14 protein-coding genes are annotated in these 19,763 nt (G+C 64.5%); 7 read left to right on the forward strand and 7 right to left on the reverse strand.

Annotated elements, in window-relative coordinates:
- Positions 1-185: 185 nt before the first annotated feature.
- The 4 genes from BM118_RS14415 to BM118_RS14430 all read right to left on the reverse strand — a co-directional run bounded on the left by BM118_RS14415 (position 186) and on the right by BM118_RS14430 (position 6,596).
- Entirely contained in the window at positions 186-3,053 is a 2,868-nt protein-coding gene (locus tag BM118_RS14415; protein WP_092186235.1) for a PAS-domain containing protein, read from the reverse strand.
- A gap of 366 nt (positions 3,054-3,419) precedes the next feature.
- The gene (locus tag BM118_RS14420; RefSeq protein WP_092186236.1) at positions 3,420-4,295 is read right to left on the reverse strand and encodes an acyl-CoA acyltransferase; all 876 of its coding nucleotides are present in this window, start codon (positions 4,293-4,295) and stop codon (positions 3,420-3,422) included.
- 37 nt (positions 4,296-4,332) lie between these two features.
- Positions 4,333-5,313, reverse strand: a complete 981-nt coding sequence (locus BM118_RS14425) for an amino acid--[acyl-carrier-protein] ligase (protein ID WP_092186237.1) — start codon at positions 5,311-5,313, stop codon at positions 4,333-4,335.
- Positions 5,314-5,378: 65 nt separating this feature from the next.
- Positions 5,379-6,596, reverse strand: a complete 1,218-nt coding sequence (locus BM118_RS14430; RefSeq protein ID WP_092187002.1) for an acyl-CoA dehydrogenase family protein — start codon at positions 6,594-6,596, stop codon at positions 5,379-5,381.
- 353 nt (positions 6,597-6,949) lie between these two features.
- Here BM118_RS14430 and BM118_RS14435 point away from each other — a divergent pair, with 353 nt between their 5' ends.
- From BM118_RS14435 to mtnA, 3 genes are all read left to right on the forward strand, one after another.
- Positions 6,950-7,222, forward strand: coding sequence for a phosphopantetheine-binding protein (locus BM118_RS14435; RefSeq protein ID WP_092186238.1), 273 nt, complete (start codon positions 6,950-6,952; stop codon positions 7,220-7,222).
- Between the two features lie 274 nt (positions 7,223-7,496).
- Positions 7,497-8,372 (forward strand): S-methyl-5'-thioadenosine phosphorylase, encoded by an 876-nt coding sequence (locus tag BM118_RS14445; RefSeq protein ID WP_092186239.1) that lies wholly within the window; start codon positions 7,497-7,499, stop codon positions 8,370-8,372.
- 18 nt (positions 8,373-8,390) lie between these two features.
- Positions 8,391-9,497, forward strand: coding sequence for an S-methyl-5-thioribose-1-phosphate isomerase (gene mtnA, locus BM118_RS14450; RefSeq protein ID WP_092186240.1), 1,107 nt, complete (start codon positions 8,391-8,393; stop codon positions 9,495-9,497).
- A 122-nt stretch (positions 9,498-9,619) separates the two neighbouring features.
- On the opposite strand, the gene BM118_RS14455 is transcribed toward mtnA, so the two are convergent.
- A complete protein-coding gene (locus BM118_RS14455; protein ID WP_177234318.1) occupies positions 9,620-10,255 on the reverse strand; it encodes an HAD-IA family hydrolase in 636 nt (211 codons plus the stop codon).
- Positions 10,256-10,356: 101 nt separating this feature from the next.
- Between BM118_RS14455 and BM118_RS14460 the strand changes: the two genes are divergently transcribed.
- Positions 10,357-11,109 carry a S1 family peptidase gene (locus BM118_RS14460; protein ID WP_177234319.1) on the forward strand — a complete coding sequence of 251 codons (753 nt, stop codon included), beginning with the start codon at positions 10,357-10,359 and terminating at the stop codon, positions 11,107-11,109.
- Between the two features lie 124 nt (positions 11,110-11,233).
- Positions 11,234-12,736, forward strand: coding sequence for a flavin-containing monooxygenase (locus BM118_RS14465; protein ID WP_092186242.1), 1,503 nt, complete (start codon positions 11,234-11,236; stop codon positions 12,734-12,736).
- 230 nt (positions 12,737-12,966) lie between these two features.
- Here BM118_RS14465 and BM118_RS14470 read toward each other — a convergent pair whose 3' ends face one another.
- On the reverse strand, positions 12,967-13,893 hold the full coding sequence (locus tag BM118_RS14470; protein WP_177234320.1) for a response regulator: 927 nt from the start codon (positions 13,891-13,893) through the stop codon (positions 12,967-12,969).
- The gene (locus tag BM118_RS14475) at positions 13,877-17,248 is read right to left on the reverse strand and encodes a hybrid sensor histidine kinase/response regulator (RefSeq protein ID WP_092186243.1); all 3,372 of its coding nucleotides are present in this window, start codon (positions 17,246-17,248) and stop codon (positions 13,877-13,879) included. The genes BM118_RS14470 and BM118_RS14475 overlap by 17 nt, the downstream gene beginning before the upstream one ends.
- A 168-nt stretch (positions 17,249-17,416) precedes the next feature.
- On the opposite strand from BM118_RS14475, the gene urtA reads away from it, so the two are divergent.
- Together urtA and urtB are read left to right on the forward strand one after the other, a co-directional pair.
- Complete coding sequence (gene urtA / locus BM118_RS14480; RefSeq protein ID WP_092186244.1) at positions 17,417-18,676, forward strand: urea ABC transporter substrate-binding protein; 1,260 nt, start codon at positions 17,417-17,419, stop codon at positions 18,674-18,676.
- Between the two features lie 147 nt (positions 18,677-18,823).
- The gene (urtB, locus tag BM118_RS14485; RefSeq protein ID WP_092186245.1) at positions 18,824-19,750 is read left to right on the forward strand and encodes an urea ABC transporter permease subunit UrtB; all 927 of its coding nucleotides are present in this window, start codon (positions 18,824-18,826) and stop codon (positions 19,748-19,750) included.
- Positions 19,751-19,763 lie beyond the last annotated feature (13 nt).

The following is a 19,763-nucleotide window of genomic DNA, read 5'->3' on the forward strand; positions in this document are numbered from 1 at the left end:
GCCTCGTTCGGGCCGCCGTCTCCCTTTGTTGTGACGGGATTGTCCCCGAAATCAGGAGAGAAGAAAAGCGCATTGCGCGGACCGTGCGCCGCGGGCGACGCGGCTATCCCGCCGGAAACGGCACGTGCGACAATTGGCCGTTTGGAGGCGTGCCGAGACACGGAATTTGACGTAGGGCGGCGCCTTTACGCCACGCGGCGAACCGCGTTCAGCGTCTCGATGGTGCGCCCGACCTCGGCCGCCGGACACGGTCTGCCGAAGTAATAGCCCTGCACCGCGGTGCAGCCGCATTCGCGCACAAAGTCGAGCTGCTCCTCGGTCTCCACGCCCTCAGCCGTGGTCTCGACGCCGAGCACGGAGCCGAGGCTCGCGATGGTGCGGACGATGGCGACGCTCTCCGGGCTCTCGCCGAGTGTGCCGACGAAGGAGCGATCGATCTTGATGCGGTCGAACGGAAACTTGCGCAGATAGCTCAGCGAGGAATAGCCGACGCCGAAATCATCGAGGCTGACGCGCACGCCGAGTGCGCGAAGCTGGTGCAAAATCTCGATCGTCGCCTCGCTGTCGTCGAGCAGCGCGGTCTCGGTGACCTCGAGCTCGAGCCGCTGCGGCGGCAGACCGGCTTCCGCGAGCGCGCTCGTGACCAGCGCCGCCAGCCCGCGCGAGCGGAACTGCACCGGCGACAGGTTCACCGCGACCGTGACATCGGGCCAGGACGCCGCGGTCGCGCAGGCCGTGCGCAGCACCCATTCGCCGATCGGAACGATCAGCCCGTTCTCTTCGGCGATCGGAATGAACTCGGCCGGCGAGACGAAGCCGCGCGAGGGATGCTTCCAGCGCAGCAGCGCCTCGAAGCCGGTGAGCTCGGAGGAATCGAGCCGCACCTGCGGTTGGAACACCAGGTGGAATTCACGCGCCTCCAGTGCGCCGCGCAGATCGTGCTCCAGCGCGTGCCGGCTGCGGGCCTCTTCCTCCATCTCGGGTTCGAACAGCTGATAGGCGCCGCGCCCCCTGGCCTTGGCCTGGTACAGCGCGAGGTCGGCGCATTTCATCAGCTCGTCGGCATCGAGCCCGTGATCGGGCGCGATCGCGATGCCGACGGAAACGCCGACATGGATCGATTGGCTTTCCAGCGGCGGCGGGTGGCCGATGATCTCGACCAGGCGGCGGGCGAGCCTTTCGGCCGACTGCGGCTGCGGGCCACGCTGGAGAACGGCGAACTCGTCGCCGCCGAGGCGCGCGACGGTGTCGTGCTCGCCGACATTCTCCTTCAGGCGCGCCGCGACCCAGCGCAGCAGGCGATCGCCGGCGGCATGACCGAGCCTGTCGTTGACGGTCTTGAAATTGTCGAGGTCGAAGCACAGCACGGCCATGGCGCCGCCGGCGATCGCGACCTGGTTCAGTCCCTCGCCCATCTTCTCGCGGAACAGCGTGCGGTTGGGCAGGTCGGTGAGTGAATCGTGGCGGGCCATGTGCGCGACGCGGGCCTGTGCCTTGTGTCGCTCGGTGACGTCCTCATAGGTGACGACCCAGCCGCCAAGCTCCATCCGCTTGTGATTGAGCTTGATGATACGGCCGTCGCTCAAATGGCGGTGCAGCGTGTGTTCGCCCTCGCGCAGCCTTTCGACATAGTCGGCGTAGAGCTTGGCGCCGGTCGTGTTCGGATGGATGCCGAGCTCGCAGCTGTGCTCCATGATCTCGCGCATCGAGATGCCCGGCTTCACCACGTCGGGCGAGAGCCCGTACATCTCGATATAGCGGCGATTGCAGACGATCACGCGCAGGCTCGAATCGAGCATGCACAGGCCCTGGCTCATGTTGTTCAGCGCCGCGTCGAAGCGGCGATACTGCTCGCTCAGCTCCTCGATCGCGCGCTCGCGCTCGGTGATGTCCTCATAGGTGGCGACGAAGCCGCCCTCGGCCAGTGCGCAATAGCGCACCGAGATCACGGTGTCGTTCGACATGCGCCGGCGCATCGGCGAGGAATCGTGGTTCGCGATCCTCGCGCTGGCGGCTTCCAGGAGCTGCTGCGGGCTGTATTCCGAGGAGAATGCGCCGTTCGCCATCGATCGTTCGATTAGCTCGCCGAGATGCGTGCCGGGCCGGGTTTCCTCCGGCGACAGCAGGTAGATTTTGCGATAGGTGGTGTTGCAGACGCGCAGGCGCATGTCGCTGTCGTAGAAGGCGAGCCCGTGCGCCATGTTCTCCATCGCCGCGTCGAGGATGAAGTTCTGCTGCCTCAGCGTCTCCTCGTATTGCAGCCGCTCGGTGACGTCTTCGTGCACCGTCACCCAGCCACCGTCGGGCAGGAAGCGGGAGACCGCCTGCACCATCCGCCCGTCGTAGCGCATCACCAGCAGGGTCTTCGCCTTCCTGCGGCGCACGTCCTCCAGCCTGGTGCCGTGGAATTCGTCGGCCGACATGCCCGGCATGTTGCCGCGCGAGAGCCAGTGTTCGATGGCCGTGCTGTGCGTGACGCCCGGCTTCACGATTTCGGGGTCGAGGTTGTAGAGGTTCAGGAAGCGTTCGTTGCAGACGACGAGGCGGCTGTCGGCGTCATACATGATGAGGCCGTGGGACATGTTGGCGAGCGCATGCTGGCTGCGTTCGGTCTGCACGCGCAATTCCGCCTCGAGCCGGGCGAGGCGGCTGACGTCGTCGCAGATCGTCATCCAGCCGCCGCCGGGAAGCGGCTTCAGCTCGAGCGCCATGACGAGGCCGGTCGCCAGCCGCTGCTCGGTACGGAACGGCTTGCCACCTGCGATCTGCGCGATCCGCGCCGAATACAGTGCGTCGAGCTCGCTCGCCGGAAAGTTGCCGCGCGTCGCGCTGTGCGTGAGCACCTCGCGATAGCTCGTGCCCACCCGCACGACATCGGCCGACATGTCGAACAGCGACAAGTAACGCTGGTTGACCAGCACGATCCGGTTGTCGGCATCGTAGACGCAGACGCCCTGCTCCATGTGGTCGAGCGCAAGCTGGCTCAGCGCGACCAGGGCCTCCGGGCCCTGCTCGCGGTGTGCACCAAGCTCGTTGTCGCAGGTCGACGTCATGGGATCGGCGTGATCTCGGCGGGCAATAGACTTACTTAACGCAGCGTAATTCGAGCGCCGAGGGTAACGAAGACCCCGGAAAATTCCCTTAAGCGCAGTAGTTTACGGAGGGTGACTGGCGATGGAGAGACGCGTGTGTTGCGGACGCGCGAATGTGTCCGTGTCTACAAGCCAGAGTTGGCGAAGAGCGTGCAACAAACCCGCTGTCGTCCCGGCGAAGGCCGGGACCCATAGCCACAGGGAGAGGTTTGGCGAGGACTGGTTGTGAAAAGGTCTTCCCGCGGTACAAGCACCTGCGCTTATCGATAGATCACGCGGTATGGGTCCCGGCCTTCGCCGGGACGACATTGAGTGTGAGGACCAGCCTCACGGCCCGTAGAGCACGAGTTCCGTGTCGGTGAGATCGGCGAGCTGCGGCTGGCGTGGGCCCTTGAAATATTTGCGGCCACGCCGCTCAGTATAAATACCGACGAGGCCGGGAATCGGACCGTTGGCGTCGACCGCTACCGAGATCTTGCCGAGCCGCAACAGCAGCCGGCCGATGCGGCCTGCGCAGGCGGCGTACTCGGCGGCGCTGCGGCAGTAGATCAGCTTCATCGCGGGCGGCGCGATGAAGCCGCGGCGGATGCGTACCGGTTGCAGGACGAAGGGGAAGGTTCCCTGTGGAGTGCGGCAGACGAGGCTGAGGCAATTGTAGCGTGCATGCCGCGTCAGCAGTTCGGTCTCGGCCTCGGAAAGTCCCTCGATCGTCTTGGCGTGCTGCGAGATGACCTCGATCTTGCTCCAGCGCGGGGGCCGCGCCAGGGCAGGCACCGAAAAGAATATGCCGCGGCAATAGGCGCGAAAACCCTGCGTCTCGATGATCGGCCAGGTCCAAGGCGCCGGGCTGATGTTGAAATAGGTCACGTCCTTGTGCCGCTGCGCGATCTTGGTCAGCAGCGGAGCGTAGTTGCGATAGGCCGGATCGACATACCAGCTCGACAAATTGCACTGGATGGCGGTCGCTTCGCCGTCCTTCCGTGCCGTGTAGATCAGCAGCAGCACGCCGACCGGCGTGCCGTCATTGTCGAGCATGTAGCCGAAGCGCGGATAGCCCTCCGGCACGGGCCGGAAGGCCTGCCGGCGCAGGCCCTGGATCCAATAATTGCGCGAGCGGCCGACGAAGCCGCGCGTCAGCAGGTCCGCGACCGCATCGACGTCGGCCTCGGTGATCTCGCGGCATCTGACCTTGGTGTGGATCACGCTCGTCTTACCCGTGGAAATGGCAGGCCTCGTTCTCTTAGCGCCAGCCTTCGCCATGGGCGTCGGCCGCAACATGCGGCTGCAGGCCCAGGATGTCCCGCACCTTGGCGGGCCAGGCGGAAAGGTCTGTGCCGTGGGTGTGGAACATGGCGACCGCAAGCCGGTCCATGCCGAAGGCGACGCAGCCGGTGTGGGCCGGTTCGCCATTGGCGTCCTGGATACCCCAGGTCGTGCCGAAATGCTCGCGGTGATAGTTGAAGCTCATGCAGGCGGTCGGCTGCTCTTCCGAGCGCAGCGGGATCAGGAGCTCGAACTTGAGCTGCTGCTGCTTCTGGCTCACCGCCTTCATCTGGCCGACGCGGCCGAAGAAGGGATCGCTGGCATAGTCGACGCGGAAGGTCAGGCCGAGATCGCGGGCGATCGCCTGCGCCCGAACCATCCAGCGCTCGCGGAAATCGGAAACGTCATCGGGCGTGCCGATGCAGACATATTCTCGCATCCGGAACGATTGCAGCCGGTCGAGATGCTTCGACGGCTCGCGGCGGAAGCAGTCCGCGGCGACGTCGAAGCGCAGGCCGCCCTTCGGCAAAGGTCCGCGGCTCGCCGCGATCGGATAGACAGGGTAGCAGGCGGCCGGCGACAGCACGAGGTCGGCCGGCGAGAGCGACGTGGTCCAGTCGCCTCCGGCATCGAAACGGCTGACCGCAGCGTTGATCTCACGCTCGGTGCCGTGCAGGCCGCAGACGCAGCCGAGCAGGTTCGGAAAGCTCTTGAGATAGCCGGACTTCTCGAGCTGGGCGCGGCTCATCACCGGCGGGAAGCGCAGCGCTTCGGTGCCGGCTTCGCGATGGCTGGTGATCAGCGCGGCGAGCCGTTCGACGATGCCTTCATAAAGCGCGGTGCGGGCATAGACGCCGTCCGAGCCCATGTTGTGGAACAGCTTGTCGGCGAGATGATCGAGCGGATCTGAGATTTGCGGCGCGGTGTCAGGCGAGTTGGGGAGAACAGCAATGTTCATTTTCGACTTCCTGCTATCTGAAAATTATTCTTATTGGACGAAGGCACGTCAGTTTCGAAAGCTTGTCAGTCCCGAAGGCTCGCCGGAATGCCGCTCATCAGCGTCGAGGTCGCGGCGTTGGCCAGAATACGGTCGTTGTTGATCATGATCGGCGACGACAGCACGTCGCGCAGGTGACGGCCCATGGTGAACTCGCCGTCGTTGCGGTAGCCGGAAAGGCCCGCGGTGCGCATCGCGTGCATCACGGTCTCGACCGCGAGCTCGGAAGCCTGCACCTTCAGAAGCGTGATCGACGACTGGAAGTCGAGCGAGCCGAGTGCGCGCTCGTCGTGCTCGGCACGGGCGAAGACGTCGATATTGGCAGCGATCAGCGCGCGGAGCTTTGCCAGCGACATCTTCGCGGCCGTGAAATGCGCAGCCGCCGGCGGCATCTGGCCGCCGGAGCTGCGAGCCGCCTTGCGGATGAAGGCCTGCGCGCGCGTCACGGCCGTGGCGGCAATGCCGGCCCAGGCCGAGGACCAGCACAGATGCGCGAACGGCGTCATCGTCTGGGCATGGATCTTGTCGTAGGCTTCCGGGAAGACGCGGTCGGCCGGGCAGTCGACCTTCAGCTCGAAACCGGTGGAGCAGGTGCCGCGCATGCCGAGCGTTTCCCAGCCCAGCGTCCGCTTCAGCGAGTAATCGTCCTTGGCGAGCGCCAGCAGCACCTGGTCGGAGGCGGCGGCGTCGGTGGCGCGGCGGGCGATGGTGACGAGGCCGTCGGCCTCGGCGCCGTAGGAGATCACGGTGGCGTCGCGCAGCAGCGAGACGGTGTCGCCGTCGACGTCGACGGCGGCCGCGCTGGCGCGGATGTTGCCGCCGTTCTGGCCTTCGGTGGTGGAGGAGGCGAGCAGCCACTGGTCGCGGGCGACCCGGCGCATCATGGTTTCCATCCAGGGAATGCCGTGGCCATGCCTGACGACGCAGGCGACCTTGGTCTGGTGCATCGCGTAGATCATCGCGGTCGAGGCACAGGCCCGCCCGAGCGTGTAGCAGATGTCGGTGACGTCGTAGATCGAGGCGCCGAAGCCCCCGAACTCGACCGGGATCATGACGCCGAGCAATTTCTGCTCACGCGCGACGTCGAAAGCCTTGTGCGGGAAGCGGGCGTCGCGATCGACCCCGTCTGCGTCGGCCGCTGCCGCAGCTGCGGTCCGGGCGGCGCGCTCGATCAGGGAGGGACCCTGCTCGAGGAGGCTCGTCTGCGTTTCATCGACAGTGAGGACTGCTTCACGCACGTTCATACTCGTCCGCCTCCGGTTTTGCCGTTCGAGATCGCCGGCATCATTCGCGATGCGCGTAAGCGATCCTCCGACCATCTTTGCTTGTGAGACGAGGCTAGGGATTTAATTCAAATTCGTCGATGAAATACAGGGTAAACAAAGCCAAATTCCGAACGAACAGTTAAGGTCCGGTTGTTGGCATGGTCGGAATTTCCGTGATCGCGTTAGGGATCTGGAAGAAGCGCGGATTCCAGACAATCTGAGTCATCGTTTACTAAGAAAGGCGAAGTAATGGTGCCGACCATTGCGGGTTCGGCCGTCCCTGCCCATCGTAGGCGGCAGTCCGGTCCGACTAGACAAACGGGAATTTGCCGATGCAGGGCTTCAATACCGACGTGCGCAATCGCATCATCAAGCTGGTGAAGGGCATCCTCGAACAGAACGCGCTCGCCGCTGACGTCACGCCGTCGGCAAAGCTCGTCGACGCCGGCCTGACCTCGATGGACATGGTCAATCTGATGCTCGGCGTCGAAGCCGAGTTCGACTTCACCATCCCGCAGTCGGAGATCACGCCGGAGAATTTCCAGTCCGTCGAAACGCTGGAGCGGATGGTGATGACCCAGTTGCAGCCGGCGACCGCGGCGTAGTTACGCGCTCTGCTCCCTCTCCGGGGTCGTCCTGGCGAAAGCCAGGACCCATTACCCCAGGGAGGAGTTTGGCGAAGTTTGGTCGTTCGGGATTGATATCGCGCCCCATCGATGGACCTCGCGGTATGGGTCCTGGCTTTCGCCAGGACGACACCGGACGTGTTACGAGCCCCTCACGCCCCTCACGCGCATCGTCCCCCACCCCCGTTCCAAAACCGCCGCAAAACTGGCATAGCTTAACCATGTCGCATGGAGCAGACAGGGTGGAGCAGGCATGACGCAGGCGGTATTGGGCATCATCGGCGGCTCCGGCATCTACGACCTGCCGGGCCTCGAGGGTGCGCGCGAAGAGGTGATCAAGAGCCCGTGGGGCGAGCCGTCGGCGCCCCTGCGGCGCGGGACCATCGCAGGCCTGCCGATCGTGTTCCTGCCGCGGCACGACAAGGGCCACAGGCTGTCGCCCTCCGACATCAACTATCGCGCCAATATCGACGTCCTGAAGCGGGCCGGTGTCACCGACCTGATCTCGCTGTCGGCCTGTGGCTCGTTCAAGGAAGAGATGCCGCCCGGCACCTTCGTGCTGGTCGATCAATTCGTCGACCGCACCCACAAGCGCGAGAGCTCGTTCTTCGGCCGTGGCTGTGTCGCGCATGTGTCGATGGCCCATCCGGTCTCGCCGCGGCTGCGCATCCATCTCGCCGCGGCTGCCGAGGCCGAGGGTATCGCAATCGCGCGGGGCGGCACCTATGTCTGCATGGAAGGGCCGCAGTTCTCGACCTATGCGGAGAGCATGACCTACAAGACCCTTGGCTATTCCGTGATCGGCATGACCAACATGCCCGAGGCGAAGCTCGCGCGCGAAGCGGAGCTCTGCTACGCCACGGTCGCGATGGTGACGGATTTCGACTGCTGGCATCCCGACCACGACGCCGTTACCGTGCAGGACATCATTCGCATGCTGACCTCGAATGCCGACAAGGCGAAGGCGCTGGTGGCGCGGCTGGCGCAAGACTTTCCGCGTGAGCATGAGCCGTGCCCGATCGGTTCGGACCGCGCGCTCGACACCGCGCTGATCACCGCGCCCGAGGCGCGTGATCCGGAGCTTTTGAAGAAGCTCGATGCGGTGGCGGGGCGCGTGCTGCGCGGGTGAGACGAAAGGCAGAAAGCCATGAAGGTCGACGGCAAGCATTTCCGCAGCATCTGGCGCGAGCGCGACGGCTGGTCGGTCGGCGCGATCGATCAGCGCCGGCTGCCGCATGAGTTCGTTGTCGCAAGGTTGACCTCGTGCGAGGACGCGGCCGTGGCGATTCGCGACATGCTGGTGCGCGGCGCGCCGCTGATCGGTGCCACCGCAGCTTACGGCATGGCGCTTGCCATGCGCGAGGACGCTTCCGATGCGGGTCTGGAGCGCGCCTACGCGACGCTCGTCGTGGCACGCCCGACCGCAATCAATCTGAAATGGGCCCTGGACGAGATGCGTGCGACGCTCGCGCCGATCGATTCCGTTGAACGGGCGGAGGCGGCCTATGCACGCGCCGATGAGATCGTCGAGCAGGACGTCGAGATCAATCGCGGCATCGCCGCCAACGGCCTGACGCTGATCGAGGCGATCACGGCGAAGAAGCCGGGCGAGGTCGTCAACGTGCTGACCCATTGCAATGCCGGCTGGCTTGCGACCGTCGACTGGGGCACGGCGACGGCGCCGATCTATCTGGCGCATGAGCGCGGCATCAAGATCCATGTCTGGGTCGACGAGACGCGGCCGCGCAACCAGGGTGCCTCGCTCACGGCCTGGGAGCTCGGCCACCACGGCGTGCCGCACACGGTGATCCCCGACAATACCGGCGGCCATCTGATGCAGCACGGCATGGTCGATCTCGCCATCGTCGGCACCGACCGCGTCGCCGCCAATGGCGACGTCTGCAACAAGATCGGCACGTATCTGAAAGCGCTCGCCGCGCATGACAACGGCGTGCCGTTCTACGTCGCGCTGCCGTCGCCGACGATCGATTTCGCCGTCCATGACGGCATCCGCGACATCCCGATCGAGCAGCGCAGCGGCGTGGAGGTCACCGATATGACCGGCCGCACCGCGGACGGGAGGCTGGAGACGGTGCGCATCGTGCCCGAGAACTCGCCGGTCGCGAACTATGCCTTCGACGTGACGCCTGCTCGCCTCGTCACCGGTCTCATCACGGAGCGCGGTGTGCTGAAGCCCGACCGCGCCTCGCTCGCAGCCGCGTTTCCGGAGCGGATCGCCGCCGCGGCGGAGTAGGGCGTTTCACGAGGACCGTCGCTCCGATCTCGTCATTGCGAGCGCAGCGAAGCAATCCAGACTGTCTCCGCGGTGGGATTCTGGATTGCTTCGCTGCGCTCGCAATGACGGAGGATGACGCTCTAGCGGAGTTTGAGCCCTGTCGCCTTCTCAAGCTCGGTGATCGCCTGGGCGCCGCTAGCGACCTTGATGGTGGTCATGCCCATCTCACGCGCGGGTTTCAGATTGACGCCGAGATCGTCGAGATAGACGCAATTCCTTGGATCGACCTTCAGCGTCTCGACCATCATCTTGTAAATGCGTGGGTCGGGTTTGCGGAGGCCGATCTTGGCGGATTCGATGACGTGGTCGAACAGCACCATCACCTCGGCGATGTAGAGCGAGCGCCCGGTCATGCTGCCGATGGCGTTGGCGGGCAGATTGTTGGTGATGCAGCCGGTCTTGAGCCCGGACTTGATGCGCTTCAACGCTTCGACCATCTCGGGACGCAGATCGCCCTGAAGCAGCGGCAGCACGTCGCGGCCGCGCACCTCCGCGCCGAGCGCGCGCGACTCCTCCGCGAACAGCTTGTCGAAGGTGTCGATGTCGACCTCGGCGCGCTCGAACCTGGCCCAGGCGTTTTCCAGGTGATTGGCGGCGTTGGTGCGCCGGATGATGTCGATGGGCAGTCCACGCTCGGTCTCGAACCGCGCGAACGCCTCGAACGGCGAGCTCGTCAGCACGCCGCCAAAATCAAAGATCACAGCCTCGATCGCCAATGTCCTGCCCTCGTCAATTCCTTTCCAAGACGGCTAGCATGCGCTATCGGCAAGGGCCAGTCCGAAGCAACCCCACCAAGGCGCCGCCAAGGCGTGTTCCCATGAAGAAGCTTCTCATCATCGCCGCGTTGCTGCTCGCCACGCCCGCTCATGCCATCGTCGGTGGCGGCACGCCGCAGGCCGATGGCGTCGCGCGCGCCGTCGTCACCATCGTCGGCTCACGCGGCAATTTCTGCACCGGCAGCCTGATCGCGCCAAAACTCGTGCTCACCGTCGCCCACTGCGCGCAGCCCGGCGCGGACTACAAGATCGTCGATCGCGGCGCCGGCGGCCAGCCGCAATTGCTGAACGTCCGCACCGTCGCGATCCATCCAAGCTTCAACATGCAGGCGATGCAGGCACATCGCGCCACCGCCGACGTGGCGTTGCTGCAACTGGAAATTCCACTCAAGGGAAAATCGACGGTGCCGGTCGGCATGCCGAATATTCCAATCCAGGTCGGTGGCCGCTTCGTCATCGCCGGCATTGGCGTCACCGTGCGCGGTGACGGCAAGAGCGGCGGCGCGACGCGTGTCGCGGGCCTCGTCGCCACCGGCCAGCCCGGCACGCTTCAGATCCGGCTGGTCGATCCCGTAACCAACGGTGTTCGCGACGGAATTGGCGCCTGCACCGGTGATTCCGGCGGTCCCGTGCTCGAGGAGAAGCCGAACGGCGCCGTGCTCGTCGGCCTGATCAGCTGGTCCACGGGGCCGAACGGCGCCGCCGGCTGCGGCGGGTTGACCGGCGTCACGCCGCTCACGCTCTACCGCGACTGGATCTTGCAGACCGCGCGGAGCTGGGGTGCGGCGCTGTGATTTGACCGCAACTTGATCTGTGCCATGTTGAAGTGGAAGTGCGGCGGGTGATCATGCCTGTCGCGGAGGAAACGCGCCGCTCAATCAAGGGCGGCCAAAAAACAAGCAAGGCATAGAAGCAACAATGAATGTCGCTGTTCGCAGTCACGCCACGGCCAAACAGGTTTCAGAGCATTTCGACGTGCTGATCGTCGGCGCCGGCATCTCCGGCATCGGCAGCGCCTATCACGTCACGAAGCAGCTGCCGGGCACGAGCTACGTCATCCTGGAAACGCAAGCGACGTTCGGCGGCACCTGGATCACGCATCGCTATCCCGGCATCCGCTCCGACAGCGACCTCCACACTTTCGGTTATAGCTTCAAGCCCTGGGTCGGGCCGCCGATCGCGACCGCCGAGGAGATCCTCGCTTACATGAGCGAGGTGATCGAGGACAACGATATCGCCCGCCACATCCGCTACAAGCACAAGATCAATTCCGCGAGCTGGTCGAGCGAGCAGAATCTCTGGACCATCGAAGCGGTCACGACCGATACCGGCGAAGCAAAGACCTTCACCGCAAATTTCCTCTGGATGTGCCAGGGCTATTATCGCCATTCCGAGGGTTACACGCCCGAGTGGAAGGGCATGGATCGCTTCAATGGCCGCATCGTCCATCCGCAGACCTGGCTTGATGACATCGACCTCACGAACAAGAAGGTGGTCGTGATCGGCTCGGGCGCGACGGCGGCGACGCTGGTGCCGAACATCGCCGACAAGTGCGCGCACGTGACCATGCTCCAGCGTTCGCCGACCTATTTCAGGCTTGGCCGCAACGCCATCGAGCTCGCGGAGGAGCTGCGCAGGCTCCAGGTCGACGAGGAATGGATCCACGAGATCGTCCGCCGCAAGATCCTGTTCGAGCAGGATGCGTTCACGAAGCTCTGTGTGTCGAAGCCCGAGCAGGTGAAGAAGGAACTGATCGGCCAGATCAGCGCTGTTCTTGGTCCGGATTACGACGTCGAGAAACACTTCACGCCCAGCTACCGGCCGTGGCGCCAGCGCATCGCCTTCGTGCCCGATGCCGACCTGTTCAAGGGCATCGCCAGCGGCAAGGCCTCCGTCGTCACCGATGAGATCGAATGCTTCGTCGAGAACGGTATCCAGCTCAAATCCGGCAAGCTGCTGGAAGCAGATGTCATCATCACCGCGACCGGCTTCAACCTTGCGGCGCTCGGCGACATCGCCTTCGAGATCGACGGCAAGCCGCTCGCCTTCGGCGACACCGTCACCTATCGCGGCATGATGTTCACGGGCGTGCCGAACATGGTCTGGGTGTTCGGCTATTTCCGTGCCAGCTGGACGCTGCGCGTCGACCTCGTCGCCGATTTCGTCTGCCGTCTACTCGGACACATGAAGGCGAAGGGCAGAAAGAAGGTCGAGGTGAGCTTGCGCCCCGAGGACCACAACATGCCGATCCTGCCCTGGATCGATCCGGAAAACTTCAATCCCGGCTACATGATGCGCAACATAAATCTGTTGCCCAAGCGCGGCGACAAGCCGGAATGGCAGCATAGCCAGGATTACTGGATCGAGAAGGACGAGATCCCGAAGACGGATCTGGACGACAAGGCGTTCGTGTACGGGTGAGGGGTTTGCTTTAAGGGACGGCGGCGACCGCCACACACTCCGCTGTCGTCCCGGGGCGCGAAGCGAACCCGGGACCCATAACCACAGGGAGTGGTTATGGAGCGAGCAGGTAACTCCGAGTCTTCGTCAAACGTCTCCCTGCGATTATGGGTCCCGGATCTGCGCTTCGCTTGTCCGGGACGACACCGCTGGTTGGGTAGACCGCGTGCCAACTCATTCGCAGTGGCGGCTCACGAATTCCTTCGCGTCGCATTCGCCGCAATCGCGGCAGCCGCCGTCCGGTTCTCCACGCCCAGCTTCGAATAGATCTGCTCGAGATGCTTGTCGACCGTGCGCGGGCTCAATCCCAGGATCTGCGCGATGTCGCGGTTGGTCTTGCCCTTGCTGAGCCATGCCAGCACCTCGCCTTCGCGGGTGGTGAGGCCGAGCTCGCTGGTGAATTCGGGGGGCAGCGCCGTGCCGGACTCCTTGGACAGCCGCAGCAGGAACTCGTTGGGTGCGGTTTCGCCCATGTAATAGAACCGGAGCTGCGGATTGTCGGGCAAGGAAGCACCTTGCGACTTCGCGCTGCCCTTGCCCTTGGCCTGCTCCAGCCATTGCAGCAGTGATGGCGGCAGGACGAAGTCGTCGGCCTGCGCGCCGTGGTGATCGGACAGCAGCTTCTGCGCCTGCGGGGTCGCCCAGAGGATGTTGCCCTGGCGGTTGACCGCGAACAGGAAGCGGCCGGAGACGTCGAGCGCAGCGCGCGCGCTCTGGGTCAGGCGGGCATTGCCGAGATGGACACGGATGCGCGCCAGCATCTCCTCGATCACGATCGGCTTGGTCACGTAGTCGACGCCGCCGGCGTCCAGCCCGCGCACGATATGCTCGGTCTCGGCAAGGCCCGTCATGAAGATCACGGGGATGTTGGCAAGGCCCGCATCGCGCTTGAGGCGGCGGCAGGTCTCGAAGCCGTCCATGCCGGGCATTACCGCATCGAGCAGCACGATGTCGGGCGTGATCTGGTCGACGATGCGCATCGCCGCTGCGCCGTCGAGTGCCACCATCACCGTCATGCCGGCGCCGTCGAGCGCGTCGGTGAGCAGCCGCAGCGTTTCGGGAGAGTCATCCACAACGAGCGCGACGTCGCGCTTCTTCGACTCAATGCTCATGCGCATGCAACGTCTTCAATGTGGCCATGTACCGGTCGAGATCGAAGCGGTCGACCAGCGATCGCATCTGGGCGACGAAGTCGGCATGCTCCGGATGCTCGCTGCCGATCTCGTCGAGCTTCAGCTGGATGCCCCTGACGTAGCCGATCTGGCCGAGCCCGATCAGCTCCTCGATGTGTCGCGCCGGCGGCCGTGAGCCGCTCTCGGGCTGCCAGAACGGCACCTCGATCTCGTCCGGGCCGTACTGCCATTCGATCTTGAGCAGCTGGCGGATCGTCTCCAGCAGCCGCGGAATATCGATCGGCTTCATCAGATAGCCGTCGTGGAACGGCTGCGCCAGCGGCGTGCCGTGAGCCTCCAGCGCGCTCGCCGAGACCATCAGGATCCGGGCCTGGTGATGGCCGCTCGCGCGCAGCGTCTCCGCGACCGTCCAGCCGTCCATGCCGGGCATGGAGATGTCGAGCAGGAACAGATCGGGCCGGCAATGCTGCGCGAGCGCGAGGCAGCCCGGGCCATCGGTGGCGCTGAGCAGGATGAAGCCAAGCGGCGTCAGCACTTCGCGCAGGAGGTCGCGATGAACGGGGTCGTCGTCGGTGATCAGGATCGTCTTGCGCGCGCCGTGATAGCCGGAGACCGGCGCCTCCACCGGAGCGATGCGCTGGGGATTGGCGACCTCCGACAGCAGGATCTTGACCTTGAACGTGCTGCCGGTGCCGACCGTGCTCAGGACCTTGATGTCGCCGCCCATGACGCCGGCGAGCAGCCGGCTGATGGTCAGCCCGAGACCCGTTCCGGTCTGCGGCTGCGAGACACCGAGGGCGCCGCGTTCGAACGGCGCGAAGATGCGTTCGAGATCGCCGCCCTGGATGCCGGGACCGGTGTCGATCACCTCGAATTCGGCAACGGGGCTGCGATAGTGCACGACGAACTGCACGCTGCCGGTCTGGGTGAATTTGATCGCGTTGGAAAGCAGGTTGATCAACACCTGGCGCAGCCGCTTCTCGTCGGCATAGACCACGATCGGCAGGTGGGCGGGGCGCCTGAACACGAAGTCGATGCCCTTGGCAGCGGCCTGAAGCCGGAACATGCCGACGAGCTGGTCGAGGAATTCGCTGAGGCGCACCTCGTCGCGCGAGAGATACAGCCGTCCCGCCTCGATCTTGGAGATGTCCAGAATGCCGTCGATCAGGCCGGAGAGATGGTCGGCGCTGCGGCGGACGACGCGGACCTGGTCGCGCGGCTTGGTGCTCAGCGTCGCATCCTGCTCGAGGAGCTGTGCATAGCCGCTGATCGCATTCAGCGGCGAGCGCAGCTCGTGGCTGAGGCCGACGACATAGCGACTCTTGGCGAGGTTGGCGGATTCGGCGACCTCCTTGGCGCGCTGGAGCTCGGCGTCGGTGCGCTTGTGCGCGTCGATCTCCTGGATCAGCAGCGTGGTCTGCCGCCGCGTCTCGGCCTCCGCGGCGCGGCGACTCTGCTGCGCCAGCACGAACAGCCAGGCCACCACGCCGATGATGATGCTGAGCGAGAAGAACACCTTCCACAGCACGTCGGAGACGAGCATGTTCTCGCCATGCACGCTCGCGGAGGTCTGGAGATAGATCAGCCCCAGCACGAGCGCGACGAGGCCGGCCGAGACCACGAACACGCCGATGTAATGGCCGAGCTGCGAATTGATCCGCTGGTAGATCGGCTGCGGCAGGATCTTGCCGAGCGTCTCGGAGAACTGCGTCTGCGCGCGCGCATGCGGCTTGCAGAGGTCGTGGCAGCGGGCGTCGAGCGAACAGCACAGTGAGCAGATCGGCCCGGCGTATGCGGGGCAGGAGGCCATGTCCTCCGGTTCGAACGAGTGCTCGCAGATGCAGCACTGGATCGCCTCGAAGCTCTGCCAGCTCCGCTTGGGTTTGCGCGCGATGTAGTATTTGCCGCCGGTCGCCCATGCGATCAGCGGTGCGGCGAGGAAGGCAACCGCCAGCGCGATGAAGGCCGACAGCGCCTTCGCGGTCGGCCCGAACAGGCCGTAGAAGGCGCTGATGGAGATAATGGTCGCGATCGTCATCGCGCCAACGCCGACCGGATTGATGTCGTAGAGATGCGCGCGCTTGAACTCGATCTGCGGTGGCCGCAAGCCAAGCGGCTTGTTGATGACGAGATCGGCGACCAGGGCGCCGACCCAGGCGATCGCGACGTTGGAATAGAGCGCCAGCGTCTGCTCCAGCGCCTTGTAGACGCCGATCTCCATCAACAGCAGCGCCACGATCACGTTGAAGACCAGCCAGACCACGCGGCCGGGATGGCTGTGGGTCAGGCGTGAGAAGAAGTTCGACCAGGCGATCGAGCCGGCATAGGCGTTGGTGACGTTGATCTTGACCTGCGACAGGATCACGAAGGTGCCGGTCAGCGCCAGCGCGAGGTCGGGCTGCGACAGCACGTATCGAAATGCCTCGAGATACATATGCGCCGGCTCGGCGGCCTCTTCGGGCGGCACGCCGTGGCTGAGTGCGAAGAAGGCGAGGAATGAGCCGGCCAGCAATTTCAGCGCGCCGAGCACGATCCAGCCGGGCCCCGCGCTCATCAGTGCGATCCACCAGGAGGTCCTCGAGGCACGACGGTCGCGCGGCAGGAATCGCAGGAAGTCGACCTGCTCGCCGATCTGCGCCACCAGCGAAAACACGACCGAGGCTGCAACACCGAACAGCAGCAGATCGAAATGTCCGTTGAGGTCGCCGTGCTCGCCCGAGAACTTGCGCCACTCCGTAAACGAGTAGGGGTTGGCCCAGGCGATCGCCGCAAAGGGCAGGATGTGCAGAACGATCCAGAGGGGCTGGGTCCAGAGCTGGAAGCGGCTGATCAGCGTGATGCCGTAGGCCACCAGCGGGATGATGACGACGGCGCTGATCAGATAGCCTACGGGGCGCGGAATCCCGAAGCACATCTCGAGTGCGGACGCCAGGATCACCGCTTCGATCGCGAAGAAGATGAAGGTGAAGGACGCGTAGATCAGCGAGGTGATGGTTGAGCCGATGTAGCCGAAACCGGCGCCGCGCGTCAGCAGGTCAATGTCGATGCCGCATTTGGCGGCATAGTAGGCGATCGGCACGCCGCAGCAGAAGATGATGGTCGAGACCACGAGGATCGCGGCGGTGGCGTTGGTGACGCCGTAGTTCAGGGTGATGGTGCCGCCGATCGCTTCCATCGCCAGGAACGAAATCGCGCCCAGCGCGGTGTTGGCGACGCGGGCGGTGGACCAGCGGCGCGCGCTCTTGGCTGTGAAGCGCAGCGCGTAGTCTTCCAGCGTCTGGTTGGCGACCCATTGGTTGTACTGGCGCCTGACGCGGTCTATTCGCTGCCGCCCTGCCACTTAACCCCACTCCCGATACGACCCGGATCCCTCGCAAATCCCATACCAAAAGCCTACGTCGGCATTTTGCGGTGCAGTATACGCGATCTTGCGTATGCTTGCGCTGCACAAATTCGAGCCATCCTCACGGCACCGATCGCGTGTCCTCGAACAAAAAGTGGGGTGCTCATGTCAGACGAAGCAAACAAGGGCCTGTTGTCGCCGCTCCGGCGCAAATTATTGATGGGAATGGCGGCCGTGCCGGCCATCACGATGCTGCCGCGGGCCTCTTTTGCGCAGACCCCGGCGACCTCGGCGGTCAATACCACGGGTCTCGCGGTCACCGACACCGAGGTGACGGTCGGCATCCTGCATTCGGCGACTGGCACCATGGCGATCTCCGAGACCGGCTCGATCGAAGCCGAAAAGCTCGCCATCGAGCAGATCAACGCCATGGGCGGCGTGCTCGGCCGCAAGATCAAGTTCATCCAGGAAGACGGCGCCAGCGACTGGCCGACCTTCGCCGAAAAGGCCAAGAAGCTGCTCGTCAACGACAAGGTCGCGGCGATCATGGGCTGCTGGACCTCGGCCTCGCGCAAGGCCGTGCTCCCGGTCATGGAGCAGTACAACGGCATGCTCTACTACCCGACCTTCTACGAAGGCCTCGAGCAGTCCAAGAACGTGATCTACACCGGCCAGGAAGCGACCCAGCAGATTCTCGCCGGCCTGAACTGGATCGCGAAGGAGAAGGGCGCGAAGTCGTTCTTCTTCATCGGCTCCGACTACATCTGGCCGCGCACCTCGAACAAGATCGCGCGCAAGCACGTCGAGAACGTGCTGAAGGGCAAGGTCGTCGGCGAGGAGTATTATCCGCTCGGCAACACCCAGTTCAATTCGGTCATCAACAAGATCAAGCTGACCAAGCCCGACGTGATCTTCACCGACGTCGTCGGCGGTTCTAACGTCGCGTTCTACAAGCAGCTCAAGGCTGCCGGCATCGACCTCGCCAAGCAGCCGCTGCTGACGATCTCGGTGACCGAGGATGAGATCGACGGCATCGGCGGTGAGAACATCGCGGGCGCCTATGCCTGCATGAAGTACTTCCAGTCGCTCGACAACCCGAACAACAAGGCATTCGCGGCCGCGTTCAAGAAGATGTGGGGTGAGAAGACCGTGATCGGAGACGTCACCCAGGCTGCCTATCTCGGCCCGTGGCTGTGGAAGTTGACGGTCGAGAAGGCCGGCTCCTTCGACGTCGACAAGATCGCGGCGGCCTCGCCGGGCGTCGAGTTCAAGGGCGCTCCGGAAGGCTATGTGCGCATCCACGAAAACCATCACCTCTGGTCGAAGACCCGGGTGGGGCGCGCCAAGCTCGATGGCCAGTTCGAGCTGATCTACGAGACCGCCGATCTCGTCGAGCCGGATCCGTTCCCGAAGGGCTACCAGTAAGAGGCGCTACCAGTAAGCGCGCAGCCTCTTCCGCGGTCTCCCTCAAGGCAAAACCGCTCCCTGGCGTGGATCGCAAGTCCATGCCCAAGACCCCCGCGTCGCGAACCTGCTCGCGACGCGGGACCCTTTCCCTGACGGAGGACATCGATGTTCGGCGACTACTCGATTGGCGACCTTGGCTCCATCTTCGTCATGCAGGGTTTTGCGGGACTGATCCTGTTCTCGGTCTATGTGCTGATGGCGCTCGGTCTTGCGATCATCTTCGGCCAGATGGGCGTCATCAACATGGCCCATGGCGAGTTCATGATCCTCGGGGCCTACGTCACCTGGATGACCTCCAATCTGTTCCAGACCTACTTGCCGAGCCTGTTCAGCGGCTACTTCTTCCTCGCGATGATCCTGGCCTTTGTCGCGTCCGGCGCGCTGGGCATGCTGGTGGAATGGGTGCTGATACGGCACCTCTACAAGCGCCCGCTCGATACGCTGCTCGCCACCTGGGGTCTCAGCCTGATGCTCCAGCAGGCCTATCGTTCCGTGTTCGGTGCGCGCGAGGTCGGCGTCGAGCTGCCGCAGTGGATGCTCGGCTCGCTCCACGTGACCGACAGCATCGAAGTGCCGATCAACGGCGTCTTCGTGATGTGCCTCACCGTGCTGATCACGCTGGGCGTCGCCTACGTCCTCTATATGTCGCGCTGGGGCCGCCAGGTGCGCGCGGTGGTGCAGAACCGCATCATGGCCGGCGCGGTCGGCATCAACACCGAGAAGGTCGACCGCTACACCTTCGGGCTCGGCTGCGGCATCGCCGGCGTGGCCGGAAGCGCCTTCACCATGATCGGCTCGACCGGGCCGACATCGGGCCAGCTCTACATCGTCGACACCTTCCTCGTCGTCGTGTTCGGCGGCGCCGCCAGCCTGCTCGGCACCATCGCCTCTGCGTTCTCGATCTCGCAGACGCAGTCGACGCTCGAATTCTTCATGTCGGGTTCGATGGCCAAGGTGCTCACGCTGCTCGCCGTCGTCGGCATTCTGATGCTGCGGCCGCAGGGCCTCTTCGCCCTCAAAGTCCGCAAATAGCAGGAAGCAGGCA

Source organism: Bradyrhizobium sp. cf659 (assembly GCF_900113725.1).
In the GTDB taxonomy this organism is placed as follows: Bacteria; Pseudomonadota; Alphaproteobacteria; order Rhizobiales; family Xanthobacteraceae; genus Bradyrhizobium.

What these genes read in the sequence shown, in the direction of transcription:
- BM118_RS14415 (WP_092186235.1), bottom strand. Translation starts at nt 3,053, where the DNA reads ATGACGTCGACCTGCGACAACGAGCTTGGTGCACACCGCGAGCAGGGC.
- BM118_RS14425 (WP_092186237.1), bottom strand. Translation starts at nt 5,313, where the DNA reads ATGAACATTGCTGTTCTCCCCAACTCGCCTGACACCGCGCCGCAAATC.
- BM118_RS14430 (WP_092187002.1), bottom strand. Translation starts at nt 6,596, where the DNA reads ATGAACGTGCGTGAAGCAGTCCTCACTGTCGATGAAACGCAGACGAGC.
- BM118_RS14435 (WP_092186238.1), top strand. Translation starts at nt 6,950, where the DNA reads ATGCAGGGCTTCAATACCGACGTGCGCAATCGCATCATCAAGCTGGTG.
- BM118_RS14445 (WP_092186239.1), top strand. Translation starts at nt 7,497, where the DNA reads ATGACGCAGGCGGTATTGGGCATCATCGGCGGCTCCGGCATCTACGAC.
- mtnA (WP_092186240.1), top strand. Translation starts at nt 8,391, where the DNA reads ATGAAGGTCGACGGCAAGCATTTCCGCAGCATCTGGCGCGAGCGCGAC.
- BM118_RS14460 (WP_177234319.1), top strand. Translation starts at nt 10,357, where the DNA reads ATGAAGAAGCTTCTCATCATCGCCGCGTTGCTGCTCGCCACGCCCGCT.
- BM118_RS14465 (WP_092186242.1), top strand. Translation starts at nt 11,234, where the DNA reads ATGAATGTCGCTGTTCGCAGTCACGCCACGGCCAAACAGGTTTCAGAG.
- BM118_RS14470 (WP_177234320.1), bottom strand. Translation starts at nt 13,893, where the DNA reads ATGCGCATGAGCATTGAGTCGAAGAAGCGCGACGTCGCGCTCGTTGTG.
- urtA (WP_092186244.1), top strand. Translation starts at nt 17,417, where the DNA reads ATGTCAGACGAAGCAAACAAGGGCCTGTTGTCGCCGCTCCGGCGCAAA.
- urtB (WP_092186245.1), top strand. Translation starts at nt 18,824, where the DNA reads ATGTTCGGCGACTACTCGATTGGCGACCTTGGCTCCATCTTCGTCATG.